This is a genomic window from Lentimicrobiaceae bacterium, from assembly GCA_020636745.1.
Lineage (GTDB): Bacteria > Bacteroidota > Bacteroidia > Bacteroidales > Lentimicrobiaceae > Lentimicrobium.
Genome location: JACJXH010000005.1, coordinates 124515 through 142422 on the forward strand (window position 1 = coordinate 124515; position 17908 = coordinate 142422).

Consider the following 17908-nt stretch of genomic DNA (forward strand, 5'->3'; position numbering starts at 1 on the left):
CAACAAACTTTGTTATAATCTGCCACCGGTAAGTATCTTCAGGATAATTTATTTGTTGCCGTGAATTATCACCCAACCTGTATAAACCTGCCCAATAGACCTAAGTTTCACGATATAGTAATAGGTTGCATTGGGTAGCTTTTCGCCGTTTTTATTTGTTCCGTCCCATACTACAGTGGAATTGTCATAGTTTTCAAAATACCTGATTTGATCGCCCCAACGGTTAAAGAGGAGGACTTCATTATCATTGTATTCTTCAATTCCGTCAATTATCCAGCTGTCATTCTTACCATCATTGTTTGGTGTAATGGCATTGTAAATAACAACAGGATTACGACCTGGGTCTGGAACAATTATAATCGTTGAGGTTGCTGTATCAGCAATTGCGATTCCGTTAAGGTCATATAGCCTGTATGTAAACTCATCCTGACCTACAAAATCTGTAGATGGAGTATAGGTAACTGTGTTATCTGAGTGTAACTCAATAAAACCATTTGAGGGCTGAGTCAGGATTTCAATAGCTACTGAAACTCCCTCTGGAATAATGTCGTTCTCTATATTCAGGATTAAACGAGGAGTATTTACCAAGGTAGTGTCCGAATCATTTTCAGCAATCAGACGAAGTTGACCCGATGATTCAATTACTATGGTGACTGTTGCCTCGTCGCAAGCATTTAAGAAATCGCAAACAGTATAGTTGAATACATCAGTTCCAAAATAGCCGGCCTCAGGGGTGTACATGATACTACCTGTTTGTGGATCTACCATTGTGAAACCATGTGCAGGATTGCTGGTTACCACAACTGTGGCCGGATTTAAAGTACTGCCACAATCAGTATCATTGGCAAGAACATTGACAGAAACAGGAACATTTACATCTGTAGTCTCACTGTCGTCAACAGCAACAGGACCGCCAGTTACAGTAACATTAAAGCTACAGCTCGAAACATTGCCATGAATATCAGTAACTGTCCAGGTTACAACTGTAGTACCAACCGGATATACACCACTGGCATTACCCGAATTATTATAGTTGTTAACCAAATTTTCAATACCGCAGTTGTCAGACACTGATGGAGCTGGAATCTCAATAATTGCATTACAATCGCTACCGGCTGCCAAGGTAACATCTTCTGAACATACAATTACCGGTGCTTCGTTATCAACAACAGTTACTATCATTGTGCACTGTGCTTCATTGCCATGAATATCAGTTACAGTCCAGGTTACTTCGGTCGTACCGGCCGGATAGATACCACTTGCATTATCTGTTCCATTGAAACTGTTGGTGATGCTTTCAATGCCACAGTTATCTGATACTTCAGGTTGTGGAATCGTTACGTTGGCTTCACAAACGCCTGCATCTGTATTTACTGTGACATTCTCAGGACATACAATTACAGGTGCTTCATTATCAACAACAGTTACTATCATTGTGCACTGTGCTTCATTGCCATGAATATCAGTTACAGTCCAGGTTACTTCGGTCGTACCGGCCGGATAGATACCACTTGCATTATCTGTTCCATTGAAACTGTTGGTGATGCTTTCAATGCCACAGTTATCTGATACTTCAGGTTGTGGAATCGTTACGTTGGCTTCACAAACGCCTGCATCCGTATTGACTGTAATATTCTCAGGACATACAATTACAGGTGCTTCATTATCAACAACAGTTACTATCATTGTGCACTGTGCTTCATTGCCATGAATATCAGTTACGGTCCAGGTTACTTCGGTCGTACCGGCCGGATAGATACCACTTGCATTATCAGTTCCATTGAAACTGTTGGTGATGCTTTCAATGCCACAGTTATCTGATACTTCAGGTTGTGGAATCGTTACGTTGGCTTCACAAACGCCTGCATCCGTATTGACTGTAATATTCTCAGGACATACAATTACAGGTGCTTCATTATCAACAACAGTTACTATCATTGTGCACTGTGCTTCATTGCCATGAATATCAGTTACGGTCCAGGTTACTTCGGTTGTGCCGGCCGGATAGATACCACTTGCATTATCAGTTCCATTGAAACTGTTGGTGATGCTTTCAATGCCACAGTTATCTGATACTTCAGGTTGTGGAATCGTTACGTTGGCTTCACAAACGCCTGCATCCGTATTCACTGTGATATTCTCAGGACATACAATTACAGGTGCTTCATTATCAACAACAGTTACATCCATAAAACAACTACTGCTGTGTCCATACATGTCAGTAACTGTCCACATAATATGGGTTGTTCCAACCGGGTAAATGGCAGATGCATTTGAAGTATTTGTATAATTATTTACAATGGTTATCACTTCACAATTGTCGCTTGCCATTGGTACAGGTACAGTAACAAAAGCCTCACAAACGCCCGGATCATTATTAACTGTAATATCCTGAGGACAAATGATATGGGGATCTTCATTATCGATAACAGTAATCGTCATCTGACACTCGGAAGAATTTCCGCAATCATCAGTTGCTGTCCAGATAACGACGGTTGTTCCAACAGGGTAAAGACCACTGGCATCAGAAGTTCCGTTAAAACTATTTACAAGAGTTACATTTCCACATCCGTCATTGGATGAAGGCACCGGCACTTCAATATTTGCACCGCAAACACCCAGTGAATTATTAACTGAAATATCCTGCGGACAGCTAATGGATGGAGCTTGTGTATCAACAATAGTAAAAGTAGCACTGGTGGTGATATAATTACCACAATCGTCAGTTGCAGTCCAGGTAACTAAAGCCGAACCTGTTAGGCCGCAACCATCGCTCAGGCCTTCAAAGTCGTTGGATATTACGACCTCACTGCAACCGTCAACAGCTGCAACATTTGAAAGCCAGTTTTCAAGTGCATTAACATTACCATTACCATCACATTCGACAGTTAAATCAGTTGGTATAGCTGTAAATACAGGAGCAGTCTCGTCAGTAACTGTAAAGACAGCACTGGTGGTGGCAGAATTTCCACAAGCATCTGTTGCTGTCCAGGTAACCGTAGTTGAGCCAGCCGATCCACAAACATATGATATTCCTTCATAATCATTAGCAATAGTGACTTCGCTACAACCATCTGAGGCCGATACATTAGCCAACCAATTCTCCAGTGCTTCTGTGTTGCCGTTGCCGTCGCATTCCACGGTAAGATCTTCAGGTACAATAACAAACACTGGAGCTGTTTCATCAACAATGGTAAAGGTGGCACTTGTTGTGGAAGTATTTCCGCAATCGTCGGTTGCTGTCCAGGTAACTAATGCTGAACCAGCACCTCCACACGAATTGTTCATTCCGCTGTAATCATTGGTAATGGTAACCTCTCCACAACCATCAATAGCAGCTACATTATTGAGCCAGTTTTCAAGATCATTCACATTACCATTACCATCACATTCAACGGTAAGATTTTCAGGAACTACAGTAAATTCGGGAGCAGTGCTATCCAAAATTCTGAAAGTTGCACCTGCAGAGGCCATATTTCCGCAGTTATCAACTATTGTCCAAACTACATAAGCCATACCGGCAGCACCACATTGGTTATAGAGTCCATTGAAATTATTGGAAATCGAAACATCTCCACAACCATCGTAAGCTGTTACACTCGAAAGCCAGTTCTCCAGATCATTTACATTTCCATTTCCATCGCACTCAACAACTAGGTTAACAGGCGCATTTATAAAGATTGGATCTACTGTATCTACAATGGTGAAGGTAGCAGTAGTGGTGGCGGTGTTTTCACACTCGTCCATGGCTGTCCAGGTTACTGTAACGCTGCCAGTGGAACCACAGCCGTCGCTTAGGCCTTCAAAGTTATGGGTGATTTCTACTTCTCCGCAGGCGTCTGTGGCTGATACATTGGCCAACCAGTTTTCCAGGGCTTCTGTGTTGCCGTTACCGTCACATTCTACTGTTAAATCGGCCGGGATGGTAGTGAATACAGGAGCTGTTTCATCTGCAATGGTGAAGGTAGCGGTGGTGGTGGCGGTGTTTTCACACTCGTCCATGGCTGTCCAGGTTACTGTAACGCTGCCAGTGGAACCACAGCCGTCGCTTAGGCCTTCAAAGTTATGGGTGATTTCTACTTCTCCGCAGGCGTCTGTGGCTGATACATTGGCCAGCCAGTTCTCCAACGCTTCTACGTTGCCGTTTCCGTCACATTCTACATTTAAGTCAGCTGGGATTACTGTAAATACTGGGGCTGTCTCGTCTGTGATGGTAAAGGTAGCGGTGGTGGTGGCGGTGTTTTCACACTCGTCCATTGCTGTCCAGGTTACTGTTACGCTTCCTGTTGAGCCACATCCGTCGCTTAATCCTTCAAAGTCATTGGTGATTTCTACTTCTCCGCAGGCATCGGTGGCAGATACATTGGCCAGCCAGTTCTCCAACGCTTCTACGTTGCCGTTTCCGTCACATTCTACATTTAAGTCAGCTGGGATTACTGTAAATACTGGTGCTGTCTCGTCTGTGATGGTAAAGGTAGCGGTGGTGGTGGCGGTATTTTCACACTCGTCCATTGCTGTCCAGGTTACTGTTACGCTTCCTGTTGAGCCACATCCGTCGCTTAATCCTTCAAAGTCATTGGTGATTTCTCTCGCAGCATGGGATAAGCCACGTATTGCGCGTTCTACTTTTCGCGATTGTAATGGGCTGTCGTGTGTGTGGTTTGTCCTGCTGTCAGGTTACGCTCTGAGTCCATGGTTTACTTCTCCGCAGGCATCGGTGGCAGATACATTGGCCAGCCAGTTCTCCAACGCTTCTACGTTGCCGTTTCCGTCACATTCTACATTTAAGTCAGCTGGGATTACTGTAAATACTGGTGCTGTCTCGTCTGTGATGGTAAAGGTAGCGGTGGTGGTGGCGGTATTTTCACACTCGTCCATGGCTGTCCAGGTTACTGTTACGCTTCCTGTTGAGCCACATCCGTCGCTTAATCCTTCAAAGTCATTGGTGATTTCTACTTCTCCGCAGGCATCGGTGGCAGATACATTGGCCAGCCAGTTCTCCAACGCTTCTACGTTGCCGTTTCCGTCACATTCTACATTTAAGTCAGCTGGGATTACTGTAAATACTGGGGCTGTCTCGTCTGTGATGGTAAAGGTAGCGGTGGTGGTGGCGGTATTTTCACACTCGTCCATTGCTGTCCAGGTTACTGTTACGCTTCCTGTTGAGCCACATCCGTCGCTTAATCCTTCAAAGTTATTGGTGATTTCTACTTCTCCGCAGGCATCGGTGGCAGATACATTGGCCAGCCAGTTCTCCAACGCTTCTACGTTGCCGTTTCCGTCACATTCTACATTTAAGTCAGCTGGGATTACTGTAAATACTGGTGCTGTCTCGTCTGTGATGGTAAAGGTAGCGGTGGTGGTGGCTGTGTTTTCACACTCGTCCATTGCTGTCCAGGTTACTGTTACGCTTCCTGTTGAGCCACATCCGTCGCTTAATCCTTCAAAGTTATTGGTGATTTCTACTTCTCCGCAGGCATCGGTGGCAGATACATTGGCCAGCCAGTTCTCCAACGCTTCTACGTTGCCGTTTCCGTCACATTCTACATTTAAGTCAGCTGGGATTACTGTAAATACTGGGGCTGTCTCGTCTGTGATGGTAAAGGTAGCGGTGGTGGTGGCGGTATTTTCACACTCGTCCATTGCTGTCCAGGTTACTGTTACGCTTCCTGTTGAGCCACATCCGTCGCTTAATCCTTCAAAGTCATTGGTGATTTCTACTTCTCCGCAGGCATCGGTGGCAGATACATTGGCCAGCCAGTTCTCCAACGCTTCTACGTTGCCGTTTCCGTCACATTCTACATTTAAGTCAGCTGGGATTACTGTAAATACTGGTGCTGTCGTCTGTGATGGTAAAGGTGGCGGTGGTGGTGGCGGTGTTTTACACTCGTCCATTGCTGTCCAGGTTACTGTTACGCTTCCGTTGAGCCACATCCGTCGCTTAATCCTTCAAAATCATTGGTGATTTCTACTCCGCAGACGGTGGCAGATACATTCAGCCAGTTCTCCAACGCTTCTACGTTGCCGTTTCGTCACATTCTACATTTAAGTCAGCTGGGATTACTGTAAATACTGGGGCTGTCTCGTCTGTGATGGTAAAGGTAGCGGTGGTGGTGGCGGTATTTTCACACTCGTCCATTGCTGTCCAGGTTACTGTTACGCTTCCTGTTGAGCCACATCCGTCGCTTAATCCTTCAAAGTTATTGGTGATTTCTACTTCTCCGCAGGCATCGGTGGCAGATACATTGGCCAGCCAGTTCTCCAACGCTTCTACGTTGCCGTTTCCGTCACATTCTACATTTAAGTCAGCTGGGATTACTGTAAATACTGGTGCTGTCTCGTCTGTGATGGTAAAGGTAGCGGTGGTGGTGGCGGTGTTTTCACACTCGTCCATTGCTGTCCAGGTTACTGTTACGCTTCCTGTTGAGCCACATCCGTCGCTTAATCCTTCAAAGTATTGGTGATTTCTACTTCTCCGCAGGCATCGGTGGCAGATACATTGGCCAGCCAGTTCTCCAACGCTTCTACGTTGCCGTTTCCGTCACATTCTACATTTAAGTCAGCTGGGATTACTGTAAATACTGGGGCTGTCTCGTCTGTGATGGTAAAGGTAGCGGTGGTGGTGGCGGTGTTTTCACACTCGTCCATTGCTGTCCAGGTTACTGTTACGCTTCCTGTTGAGCCACATCCGTCGCTTAATCCTTCAAAGTTATTGGTGATTTCTACTTCTCCGCAGGCATCGGTGGCAGATACATTGGCCAGCCAGTTCTCCAACGCTTCTACGTTGCCGTTTCCGTCACATTCTACATTTAAGTCAGCTGGGATTACTGTAAATACTGGGGCTTTAGTATCTCTTACAGTGATATACTGAAGTGAAGTAAATTGTGTTGCCACAATCATCAGTTGCTGTCCAACTGCGTTTTATGGTATAACTATTATTACACAGTATATCAATTTTTCTTTCTCCGTTGTATACAACTCTAACGTCATCATCACAATTATCAGAAGCTGTTGGATTAAGCACATAACAAGGAATATTATCGCATTCTACTGTGATATCAGCCGGAAAATTGATAAATACAGGCGCTGTTTCATCTGAGATGGTAAAGGTAGCGGTGGTGGTGGCGGTATTTTCACACTCGTCCATTGCTGTCCAGGTTACTGTTACGCTTCCTGTTGAGCCACATCCGTCGCTTAATCCTTCAAAGTTATTGGTGATTTCTACTTCTCCGCAGGCATCGGTGGCAGATACATTGGCCAGCCAGTTCTCCAACGCTTCTACGTTGCCGTTTCCGTCACATTCTACATTTAAGTCAGCTGGGATTACTGTAAATACTGGCGCTGTCTCGTCTGTGATGGTAAAGGTAGCGGTGGTGGTGGCGGTATTTTCACACTCGTCCATTGCTGTCCAGGTTACTGTTACGCTTCCTGTTGAGCCACATCCGTCGCTTAATCCTTCAAAGTCATTGGTGATTTCTACTTCTCCGCAGGCATCGGTGGCAGATACATTGGCCAGCCAGTTCTCCAACGCTTCTACGTTGCCGTTTCCGTCACATTCTACATTTAAGTCAGCTGGGATTACTGTAAATACTGGGGCTGTCTCGTCTGAGATGGTAAAGGTAGCGGTGGTGGTGGCGGTATTTTCACACTCGTCCATTGCTGTCCAGGTTACTGTTACGCTTCCTGTTGAGCCACATCCGTCGCTTAATCCTTCAAAGTTATTGGTGATTTCTACTTCTCCGCAGGCATCGGTGGCAGATACATTGGCCAGCCAGTTCTCCAACGCTTCTACGTTGCCGTTTCCGTCACATTCTACATTTAAGTCAGCTGGGATTACTGTAAATACTGGTGCTGTCTCGTCAAGGATGGTGATGGTCTGGCTTACTGAGGCCTGATTGCCACATGCATCTTCTACACTCCAGGTGCGGGTGATGGTTTGACTGCATCCTTCACCGCTTATTTCGTCTACTCCCAATACTTCGCCTGAACCACCGCAGTTGTCTGTCCAGCTTAAATAACCTGCCGCTGGCACTTCTGACATACATTCGTAGCTGGCATTTCCTGGTGCCTGGGCAAATACTGGTGGCTCATGATCTTCAACCCAGGTATAAGTTATACTTACAGGTATTGCAGTATTATTTCCTTCATCCGTATATGTAGCTGTCCAGGTTTGCGTGTAATAACAACCATTAACTTCAGCGCCCATGGTGGTCACCTCGGGTGTAAAGCTGCCTTCACAGTTATCGGTACCCGTAAATTCAGGAGCTGATACTTCAGGATTACAACCTAAGTCTCCACTCTCTGCAAGGGTTGTGATTACTGGCAATCCGCTGTCTTCTGTCCAGGTATAGGTGATGCTTAATGGCTCTGCTGTGTTACCACAACCATCAGTATATGTAGCGGTCCATGTCTGACTGTAACTGCATCCGCTTGCCTGTGGGCCAGTGGTGGTTACAACGGCGGTGTGAGGACCAGCACTGTTATCGGTTACCGTAAACTCTGGTGCTGTAATTACAGGATTGATGCCCATATTGCCACTTACTGAAGTACTGGTTATTTCTGGGTTTTCTGTATCTTCTGTCCAGGTATAGGTAATACTCAATGGATTTGCTTCATTGCCGCAAGCATCGGTATATGTGGCGGTCCAGGTCTGGCTATAGAATATGCCGTTGTGTGTTGCGCCTTCTGTGCTTACCACAGGTACTATTACACCTGTGCTATTGTCTGTTCCCGTAAATTCAGGAGCTGATACTTCAGGATTACAACCTAAATCAGCGCTAACCGCTGTGGTGGAAAGTATCGGATTCTCTGTATCTTCTGTCCAGGTATAGGTGATGATTACCGGTTCTGCTACATTGCCCGAAGCATCGGTATAGGTGGCTGTCCAGGTCTGGCTGTATGAAGTCCCATTGTTGCTTGCGCCAGTGGTGGTCACCTCGGGTGTAAAGCTGCCTTCACAGTTATCGGTACCCGTAAATTCAGGAGCTGATACTTCAGGATTACAACCTAAGTCTCCACTCTCTGCAAGGGTTGTGATTACTGGCAATCCGCTGTCTTCTGTCCAGGTATAGGTGATGCTTAATGGCTCTGCTGTGTTACCACAACCATCAGTATATGTAGCGGTCCATGTCTGACTGTAACTGCATCCGCTTGCCTGTGGGCCAGTGGTGGTTACAACGGCGGTGTGAGGACCAGCACTGTTATCGGTTACCGTAAACTCTGGTGCTGTAATTACAGGATTGATGCCCATATTGCCACTTACTGAAGTACTGGTTATTTCTGGGTTTTCTGTATCTTCTGTCCAGGTATAGGTAATACTCAATGGATTTGCTTCATTGCCGCAAGCATCGGTATATGTGGCGGTCCAGGTCTGGCTATAGAATATGCCGTTGTGTGTTGCGCCTTCTGTGCTTACCACAGGTACTATTACACCTGTGCTATTGTCTGTTCCCGTAAATTCAGGAGCTGATACTTCAGGATTACAACCTAAATCAGCGCTAACCGCTGTGGTGGAAAGTATCGGATTCTCTGTATCTTCTGTCCAGGTATAGGTGATGATTACCGGTTCTGCTACATTGCCCGAAGCATCGGTATATGTGGCTGTCCAGGTCTGGCTGTATGAAGTTCCATTGTTGCTTGCGCCAGTAGTGGTCACCTCGGGTGTAAAGCTGCCTTCACAGTTATCGGTACCCGTAAATTCAGGAGCTGATACTTCAGGATTACAACCTAAGTCTCCACTCTCTGCAAGGGTTGTGATTACTGGCAATCCGCTGTCTTCTGTCCAGGTATAGGTGATGCTTAATGGCTCTGCGGTGTTACCACAACCATCAGTATATGTAGCGGTCCATGTCTGACTGTAACTGCATCCGCTTGCCTGTGGGCCAGTGGTGGTTACAACGGCGGTGTGAGGACCAGCACTGTTATCGGTTACCGTAAACGCTGGTGCTGTAATTACAGGATTGATACCCATATTGCCACTTACTGAAGTACTGGTTATTTCTGGGTTTTCTGTATCTTCTGTCCAGGTATAGGTAATACTCAATGGATTTGCTTCATTGCCGCAAGCATCGGTATATGTGGCGGTCCAGGTCTGGCTATAGAATATGCCGTTGTGTGTTGCGCCTTCTGTGCTTACCACAGGTACTATTACACCTGTGCTATTGTCTGTTCCCGTAAATTCAGGAGCTGATACTTCAGGATTACAACCTAAATCAGCGCTAACCGCTGTGGTGGAAAGTATCGGATTCTCTGTATCTTCTGTCCAGGTATAGGTGATGATTACCGGTTCTGCTACATTGCCCGAGGCATCGGTATAGGTGGCTGTCCAGGTCTGGCTGTATGAAGTTCCATTGTTGCTTGCACCACTGGTGGTCACCTCGGGAATAATGCTGCCTTCACAGTTATCGGTACCCGTAAATTCAGGAGCTACTACTGTCGGATTACAACCTAAGTCTCCATTCTCTGCCAGAGTGGTAATTACTGGCGCAGTTATATCAGGAATGGTTGCTACTGTGTATGTTTCAGTTTTTGAGCATCCATTGTTATCAGTAATTACAACCTGATAAATACCTGACAAAATATTATTCAGATCTTCATTTTCACTCATAAAATCATTTGGCCCTGTCCAACTAAATGAAAAAGGACTAGTCCCTCCGGATAATGTAATATGAATAGAACCATCGGGAGTTGCAGGACAAGAATTATTAACAACTTCGACTGAAACGCTAATTTCTTCAGCGACAGCTATAATAATTTCATCCGAATTTGAACATCCATTTGCGCCTGTTACAGTAAGAGTATATGTAAAACTCCCTTCTGATTCTGGCGTAAATATTGGGTTTGCAATATTGGGATTGCTAAGGCCTGTTACAGGTGACCATGAATATGACAATGTGCCACTCCCATTTGCATTTGCCGTTCCCTGCAATTGATATGTCTGACAATATCCTATGTTTGCATCTGCCCCGGCATATACATTCAATGGAGCAGGATTTACTATAATGGTTGAAGTTGCAGTGGCAGTACAACCGTTAGCTCCGGTTCCTGTTACAACATATGAAGTGTTGGAAGTTGGGCTGACCGAAATTTCTGCGGTTGTAGCACCTCCTGGATTCCAACTATATGTTGCAGCACCGGAAGCGGTTAAAGTTGCACTTGAACCATAACATATTTCTGTTTCTAATGGTGAAACAGTAACAACAGGCGAAGGATTAACGGTTACAACAACCTGATCTGTAGAAGCACAGTTTCCTGATGCATTAGTTACAGTAAGTGTATAGGTTGTTGTTGTGGCAGGGCTGGCTATTGGATTAGCTATATTAGGGTTATTCAGACCCGTTGCCGGACTCCATGAATAGAGCACACCACCTGTGCCATTTAACTGAGTGCTCAAACCTGAGCAAATTGTCACATCTGAACCGGCATTTGCTACAATGGCAGAAGGGCTTCCAACAGTTGCCGAGCCAGAAACCGGATTATTGCAACTGCCTGGGTCACGAACCAAAATAGTATAATTACCAGCAACCAACCCGGTAAAAGTATTGGATGTTTGCCATGAAGTTCCATTATCTTTTGAATACTCATAATTTCCTGAACCACCAGAAGCATTTACTGTAATGACTCCATTGCTCTGTCCGGAACATAAAGTATTTGTCGCTGAGATGGAAGATATTGTAACATTTTCATAAATGTGGATTACCTTTTCTACATAAACAATATTGGCATCACAGGGGCATGAATTACGCACTTTAACAATAAATGTCTCGGCATTGTCACCTGTTCCATCATTCACAGCATAATAAGGTATTTCATAAGTTGCCTGGCCTGCAGGAATTGTAATTTGTGTAGGGAAAGGCTGTCCGTCAGCAGTAAGTATGTCGGTGCCATTAACACTTGTTCCTGAAAGCAGAATATCTACTGTATAAGGCTCCGTTAAATCACTGGTTTGTCTGGTTACAACCAGTTTATTGTTTAAACAACCTTCAAAAATATTATTGTTGTTCAGTATATTATTACCAAAGTGTGTCAGAGTAAGTGTTTCTGAATTAAAGCTTTTAGCAGAAAGAAAAACTCCTGCATCCCATAGCTGATCAGAAGCATCAGCAACAGCCATTTTTATACGGTAGGTCTGACAAGGAATTACATTATATGTAGCTGTGAGCTCAACAGTGCTTCCATCAAATTGCATCTTATTTGAGCCACTTGGATTATCAATATAATACTGAGCATTTTCTGCAGGAAAGCTAGCATGATAAACATTTGTACCTGATGGGTGGATTGTATTGATTGAAACTGCAATGTTTCCGGGAATCGTCGCGAGATTTACTGCATTATTGGTATAAGGACCTGAAATACCAGGGCCACTGAGGAAAAAACCGAATGCATCATTAAATTCAGTTTCACAATACTCAATATACTCTTCAGAAGCAAAAATGTATTTGAATTCAACTGTATTTCCGGCAGGAATAAAATCGAATTCGAGAACAGCTGCATCATACATTGTCCGGTTAGTTATACCTGCAAGATCTGGATCGCTTGCATTTGCATTCATTTTATCTGAATAACTACCTGAATTATTAGGGCCCATTGCCGAACTGATTTTACCTGTTGACAGGATTAACCCTTCTTCAATAGGAAAATTTGATGTTCCTTTATTGAAATATCCAATCATCCTGTCTCCGGGATTAGATGACAAGCTGTAGTTGTTCCATGACCAGCTGTTATTATTATTCTTTTTATAATATCCAAAACGAATATTATCAGCCTGTAAACAACCGGTTACCAATACATTTTTAACCAGTTCTGAAACCGACATGGCATTATAAGTTGAATTTTCTGCAACTGAAATAGATCCTGCAGGAGCCATTAATGCACCATTGCCCATATTTTCTCTGGGACCAGGATTAATAACTTCAGGAATCCTGACATGAACATTTTCATTTTGGGTCCCAAACTGAGCATTCACGTTTGTAATAACCAATAACGTAATTATTGCCGACAGGATTACCTTAGCTCTTAAGCTGATAGTAAATGTTTTCATAACTATAATATTTAAACTACTTTTGTTTTCCTTTTTACTGCCAGGCGGCAGATTATCATCATCATGGCTACCAGTCTTACTTTACGCCTCCCCCCAGATTGGTAAAGTTTTAATTATTATTCAGCATTAAAGACCTGATTCAGTGTATTTTAATTCTCAATCCCTGATTCAATTTGCCTCTTTTCAAAAATGCCTGATAGCGTAGATTTTGATTCGTACAAATTTATATTGACAAGTAAGTCTGCACAATACGGTTTAATACTACTTTTAATTTTAGCCTTCAATTAAGCTGGTGGGTATTTATACGTACTGGTATTGTGAATCTGCATGTTAGAAATATGACATTTTAATTCTTATGTAATTTTTCAATATTTATAAAATAAAAAAAAGCCACCCCGAAGGGCAGCTTTACACTGCAAAAAATATATTCATTCTTTTAAATCATTTTCAAAAGATTCAGCTCATTTTCTTCCAGGAAGCGCCATCTGCCACGAGGAAGATCTTTTTTCGTAAGATTTCCAAAAGCAACCCTGTCGAGTTTAACAACTTCGTATCCAAGCGATTCAAACAGTCTTCGAACAACCCTGTTGCGACCGGAATGAATAACAACACCAATGTTTTTCTTGTCATTGGAAGTCCCGGTATATGCAATTTCGTCCACGGCCATCATTCCATCCTCCAGTTCAATACCTTCAGATAAGGTAAGCATGTCAGATTTTGCCAGTGCTTTATCCAGTTCAACATGATAAACCTTTCGCACTTTATGTCCGGGGTGTGTCAGCTTTTTAGCCATATCACCATCATTGGTAAAGAGCAGCAAACCTGAAGTATTTCTGTCGAGTCTTCCAACAGGATAAATTCTCTCACGACATGCATCTTTCACCAGCATCATGACAGTATTTCGTTCCTGGGGATCATCTACTGTTGTGATATAACCTTTAGGCTTATTCAAAAGCAGGTAAACTTTCTTTTCAATATTGAGTGTTTCTCCTCCAAACTGAACTTTATCCTCACGGGTTACTTTAACACCCAGCTCGGTTACAACTTTTCCGTTTACAGAAACGGCACCTGATTCAATAAGAGTATCAGCTTCACGTCGTGAGCAAATTCCCGAGTTAGCAATGAACTTATTTAACCGAATTGAGCCATCATCACTATATCCCTTGCCGGATTTTGGCCTGGAAGTATCAGAAGGTTTGCGGTCGGCATATCTTCTTTCACGGGCTTCACCAGTTTCATCTTCACGTTTGAATGGTTTTGCAGGCCTGTTATCCCGAGAATCCTTATATGATCGTTCACCAGAAGGTTTTCTTTCTGAAAAATTCCGTTCACGGGGAGGCCTTGATTCTTCATCACGTTTCCAGGGTCGAGTTGGTTTGTCTTCGCGAGCCCCTCTGAATGGGCGCGAAGAAGTGGAAGCTTCATTTTCACTATCTGAAGGACGGCGGCTTTTGTAAGGCCTCTCGTCCGAAGGTTTATGGTCTGAAAATCTTTTGCCTCTGGGCGCGCCTGAATTATCCTCTTTTTTCCACGGACGTGATGGCTTGTCATCACGGTTGCCTCTGAATGGGCGCACTGAACCGGTTGATTCTCCTTCTCCCTCATCATTCCTGCGGCTTTTATAAGGCCGGTCGCCTGAAGGTTTGTAATCGGAAAATCTTTTTTCTCTGGGAGCTCCTGAATGCTCCTCCCTTTTCCAGGGGCGCGATGGTTTGTCTTCACGGGAACCTCTGAATGGGCGTGGCTCCCCTGTGGATTCTCCTTCAGCCGGACGACGACTCTTATATGGCCGGTCGCCTGCACTTTTATATGGGCGTGAAGAGCCTGCACCATCGTTCTTTGCTTCATCAGAACTACGCTTTGTGTAGGGACGTTCACCACGGGGAGCATCACTGTTGTAGTTGTTATTTGATTTAAAACTACCGCGTCTGCCAGTTCCTGGTGTTCCTGGTGTTTTACCCTTGCCGGCGCGCCTTCCATCCGGGGCTCCATCGGGCTTTTTTCTTTTCTCAGGGCTTTCATCGCCGGAGAATCTTCTCATTGCATTCATTGAAAATAGTTTAGCCTGCAAAGTTAGCGAAGTTATCAACACTTACACATTTAATAATATGGCTAAATGCCTATTATTTTTAGCCTTATATGCTTTTCCGAATCTAAACAAAATCAGAATAACTGAATCTTTTTTACGCTAAAATGCCCTATTTCAGCTATTTTTTCGTATATTCGTAATACTTTCAGAAATGATTGAAAACAATTCTGAAACTGAAAACCTCAAAGTCATGGAACCCTCCGAAGATAAAATTATCGTCATTGCCCGCCATTCATATTCCAGGGCATTGTTGTTAAAATCAAAACTGGAAGCTGAAGGAATTGATTGTTTTCTTTCACATCAAAATCTGCTACAGGCAACTATATCAGGTGGTGTAGAGATAAAAGTACGTTTGACAGATGTTGAAAAAGCGCTGAAAGTAATAGAACAATCGCTTTCAGAACACGGGACACAAAAAGAGGTTGCCGTTAAATCACTCCGAAGCGTGCGGAAGATCCTGGTTCCTATAGATTTCTCGGAAGGATCAACCAGAGCATGTAGCTTTGCGATTGGGCTGGCAGCCAAACTAAAGGCCGAAATCAAGCTTTTGCATGTGTATTACAATCCAATCGTAGACATTGCCCCATTTGACACCAGCCATGCATATCAGATTAATCTGGTCAACTACCTTCACGAGACGGAACAGAATGCCAAAAGGCAATTGGCAACACTTGCTAAAGAACTGAAAGCAAAAGCATTAAAAACCAATCCGGATTTAAAAATTACTTATTCACTTGCCAATGGACTTGCGGCAGAGGAAATAGCAGCGGCCAGCCGAAAGTTCAAACCAGGTCTTATTGTTATTGGCACCCGGGGAATTGGAAACCAAACCAGTGGATTTCTCGGAAGTGTGACTGCAAAACTTATTCAGAAAACAGAAACACCAATCCTGGCTATTCCTGATCAAAGTCATTTTACCAGCCTCGACAAACTTAAAAATGTACTGTACGCATCTGATTTCGACAAGTCTGACCACCTGGCCATGAGCAGATTAATCAATCTTTTACATCCTTTTAAGGTCAGAATTTTTTGCCTGCATGTAAGTGTAGGCGTAAAAAAATCATGGGATCAAGTAAAAATGGATAGTTTGAAAAAATTTATTTCCCATGAGTTCCCGAAAGAACCGGTTGCTTATGATATTGTGGTAAGCGATGATGTCATTAATGGGCTGGAGTCATACATCAGGAATAATTCTATTGATGTAATTGCGCTTACCAATCATAACCGAAGCCTTCTGTCAGGATTTTTCACGCCAAGCATCACCAAAAAAGTGATGGCACGCATTAATAAACCATTATTTATTTTTAAGGCAATCGATTAGCAAATTAAAGAACAGGATAAAATGCATCCTCAAGGTGATTTATCCGCTTTGTACTGGAGTTTAAAATAATGGACACAATATCAAAACGGGCTTCGAGGCTTACGTTGTGCTTTTCGATATAGGCCTGCGTAGCTCTTATCAGAAATCTTTGCTTGGCAGCATTCACAAATATTTCAGGCTCACCAAAAACTGAGGAACGCCTTGTTTTCACCTCTACAATTACCAGAAAATTTCCCTTTTCTGCTATGATATCAATTTCATCCTTACCAAAACGCCAATTGGTTTCCAGTATTTTAAACCCGTTATCGCGCAAGTGCTGTACCGCCATTTCTTCGCCCACCCGGCCCAGTTCATTGTGTTCTGCCATAGAAAAGAGTTTTTATAAATTACCTGTCAGTAACGCTATCAGAAAATACAACAAAGCAAAAAACCCCAGAAAAAATATTCCGGGTTTTATCAGTTTCTTCAGATGCTTTCCATTGGCCATATCCTGGGCCGGCATAAATACCACACCAGCCTGTTGCGCAACATCCAGAACTGCTTCGCGTCCCATCACCAATGGCATATTCTGCTGCAAATGTCCGGCAGGAAAACCAAACAACACAGGATACTTATAATTACGAACTGCTTCAGCAATAATCTGTTCAGCACTTTTCCCAAATGGGATGCTGTTATCGCGCATTTCTGTCATTCCACCTACTATCAATCCGGCCAGATTTTCAAGTTTGCCGCTACGTTTCAGATTCATCATCATCCGATCAACATGATACAGATATTCATCCAGATCTTCAATAAACAATATCTTTCCATCAGTATCAATATCTGATGTTGTTCCTGAAAGGCTGTATAAAATGGAAAGATTACCTCCTGTTACAATTCCCTTTCCATGACCGTTGCGCGAGAGAGCACCGGCATTAATTGAATAAGATGGCGTTTCTCCAAAGAGACAATTTTTCAGCGCATTTACAGGTTGAAATTCTCCACCTGCCTGAGGAAAATTAACAGGCATGGTTGCATGCAAAGTTTCGATATTACAATGCCGGTGAATATGCGAATGCAGCACCGTTATATCGCTATATCCGATAATCCATTTCGGATGCTTCTCAAATTGAGAAAAGTTCAGCATGTCAATAATTCTGACGGTGCCGTATCCTCCACGTGCACAAAAAATTGCCTTTATCTGTTGATTATCTAGCATAAGCTGAAAATCAGCAGCACGCATTTCGTCGCTTCCTGCAAACTGATGCTCAATTTCAAACAGATTGGGAGCGGATTCAACTACCAGACCCCATGACGATAAAAGGGCAATAGCCGGCTCAACTTCGCTGCGTGAAATTTTTCTTGCTGTAGCCACAATACCAACCCTGTCGCCTGGCTGTAAAAATGGAGGTGTAATCATTGACTATTTTTTATCATTCAAAGGTAAGACTTTCTGTTACTTTTCAATTTAGAATCATTC

The 17908-nt window shown here is 43.6% G+C and carries 9 protein-coding genes; 1 reads left to right on the forward strand and 8 read right to left on the reverse strand.

The annotated features are described in order from the left end of the window. Positions 1-48 precede the first annotated feature (48 nt). The 6 genes from H6541_09395 to H6541_09420 all read right to left on the reverse strand — a co-directional run bounded on the left by H6541_09395 (position 49) and on the right by H6541_09420 (position 15089). A complete protein-coding gene (locus tag H6541_09395; GenBank protein ID MCB9015995.1) occupies positions 49-4512 on the reverse strand; it encodes an HYR domain-containing protein in 4464 nt (1487 codons plus the stop codon). A 165-nt stretch (positions 4513-4677) separates the two neighbouring features. Continuing rightward, positions 4678-5934: a hypothetical protein gene (locus H6541_09400; GenBank protein ID MCB9015996.1), complete on the reverse strand. Its 1257-nt coding sequence runs from the start codon at positions 5932-5934 to the stop codon at positions 4678-4680. An 82-nt stretch (positions 5935-6016) separates the two neighbouring features. Further along, positions 6017-6394, reverse strand: a complete 378-nt coding sequence (locus H6541_09405) for a hypothetical protein (GenBank protein MCB9015997.1) — start codon at positions 6392-6394, stop codon at positions 6017-6019. Positions 6395-6441: 47 nt separating this feature from the next. Then, complete coding sequence (locus H6541_09410) at positions 6442-6894, reverse strand: hypothetical protein (GenBank protein MCB9015998.1); 453 nt, start codon at positions 6892-6894, stop codon at positions 6442-6444. Further along, positions 6845-13039 (reverse strand): SprB repeat-containing protein, encoded by a 6195-nt coding sequence (locus H6541_09415; protein MCB9015999.1) that lies wholly within the window; start codon positions 13037-13039, stop codon positions 6845-6847. The genes H6541_09410 and H6541_09415 overlap by 50 nt, the downstream gene beginning before the upstream one ends. A gap of 436 nt (positions 13040-13475) precedes the next feature. After that, the gene (locus H6541_09420) at positions 13476-15089 is read right to left on the reverse strand and encodes an RNA-binding S4 domain-containing protein (GenBank protein ID MCB9016000.1); all 1614 of its coding nucleotides are present in this window, start codon (positions 15087-15089) and stop codon (positions 13476-13478) included. Between the two features lie 229 nt (positions 15090-15318). Here H6541_09420 and H6541_09425 point away from each other — a divergent pair, with 229 nt between their 5' ends. After that, positions 15319-16449 carry a universal stress protein gene (locus H6541_09425; protein ID MCB9016001.1) on the forward strand — a complete coding sequence of 377 codons (1131 nt, stop codon included), beginning with the start codon at positions 15319-15321 and terminating at the stop codon, positions 16447-16449. 4 nt (positions 16450-16453) lie between these two features. Here the strand turns inward: H6541_09425 and H6541_09430 are convergent, their stop codons facing one another. Together H6541_09430 and H6541_09435 are read right to left on the reverse strand one after the other, a co-directional pair. Further along, on the reverse strand, positions 16454-16816 hold the full coding sequence (locus H6541_09430; GenBank protein MCB9016002.1) for a YraN family protein: 363 nt from the start codon (positions 16814-16816) through the stop codon (positions 16454-16456). A gap of 12 nt (positions 16817-16828) precedes the next feature. Next, the gene (locus tag H6541_09435; protein MCB9016003.1) at positions 16829-17848 is read right to left on the reverse strand and encodes an LD-carboxypeptidase; all 1020 of its coding nucleotides are present in this window, start codon (positions 17846-17848) and stop codon (positions 16829-16831) included. Positions 17849-17908: the final 60 nt, after the last annotated feature.

Coding starts and splice junctions, on each gene's coding strand:
- H6541_09435 (MCB9016003.1), bottom strand. CDS start 17,848: ATGATTACACCTCCATTTTTACAGCCAGGCGACAGGGTTGGTATTGTG.
- H6541_09405 (MCB9015997.1), bottom strand. CDS start 6,394: ATGGACGAGTGTGAAAACACCGCCACCACCACCGCTACCTTTACCATC.
- H6541_09415 (MCB9015999.1), bottom strand. CDS start 13,039: ATGAAAACATTTACTATCAGCTTAAGAGCTAAGGTAATCCTGTCGGCA.
- H6541_09420 (MCB9016000.1), bottom strand. CDS start 15,089: ATGAATGCAATGAGAAGATTCTCCGGCGATGAAAGCCCTGAGAAAAGA.
- H6541_09395 (MCB9015995.1), bottom strand. CDS start 4,512: ATGGACGAGTGTGAAAATACCGCCACCACCACCGCTACCTTTACCATC.
- H6541_09430 (MCB9016002.1), bottom strand. CDS start 16,816: ATGGCAGAACACAATGAACTGGGCCGGGTGGGCGAAGAAATGGCGGTA.
- H6541_09400 (MCB9015996.1), bottom strand. CDS start 5,934: ATGTGGCTCAACGGAAGCGTAACAGTAACCTGGACAGCAATGGACGAG.
- H6541_09425 (MCB9016001.1), top strand. CDS start 15,319: ATGGAACCCTCCGAAGATAAAATTATCGTCATTGCCCGCCATTCATAT.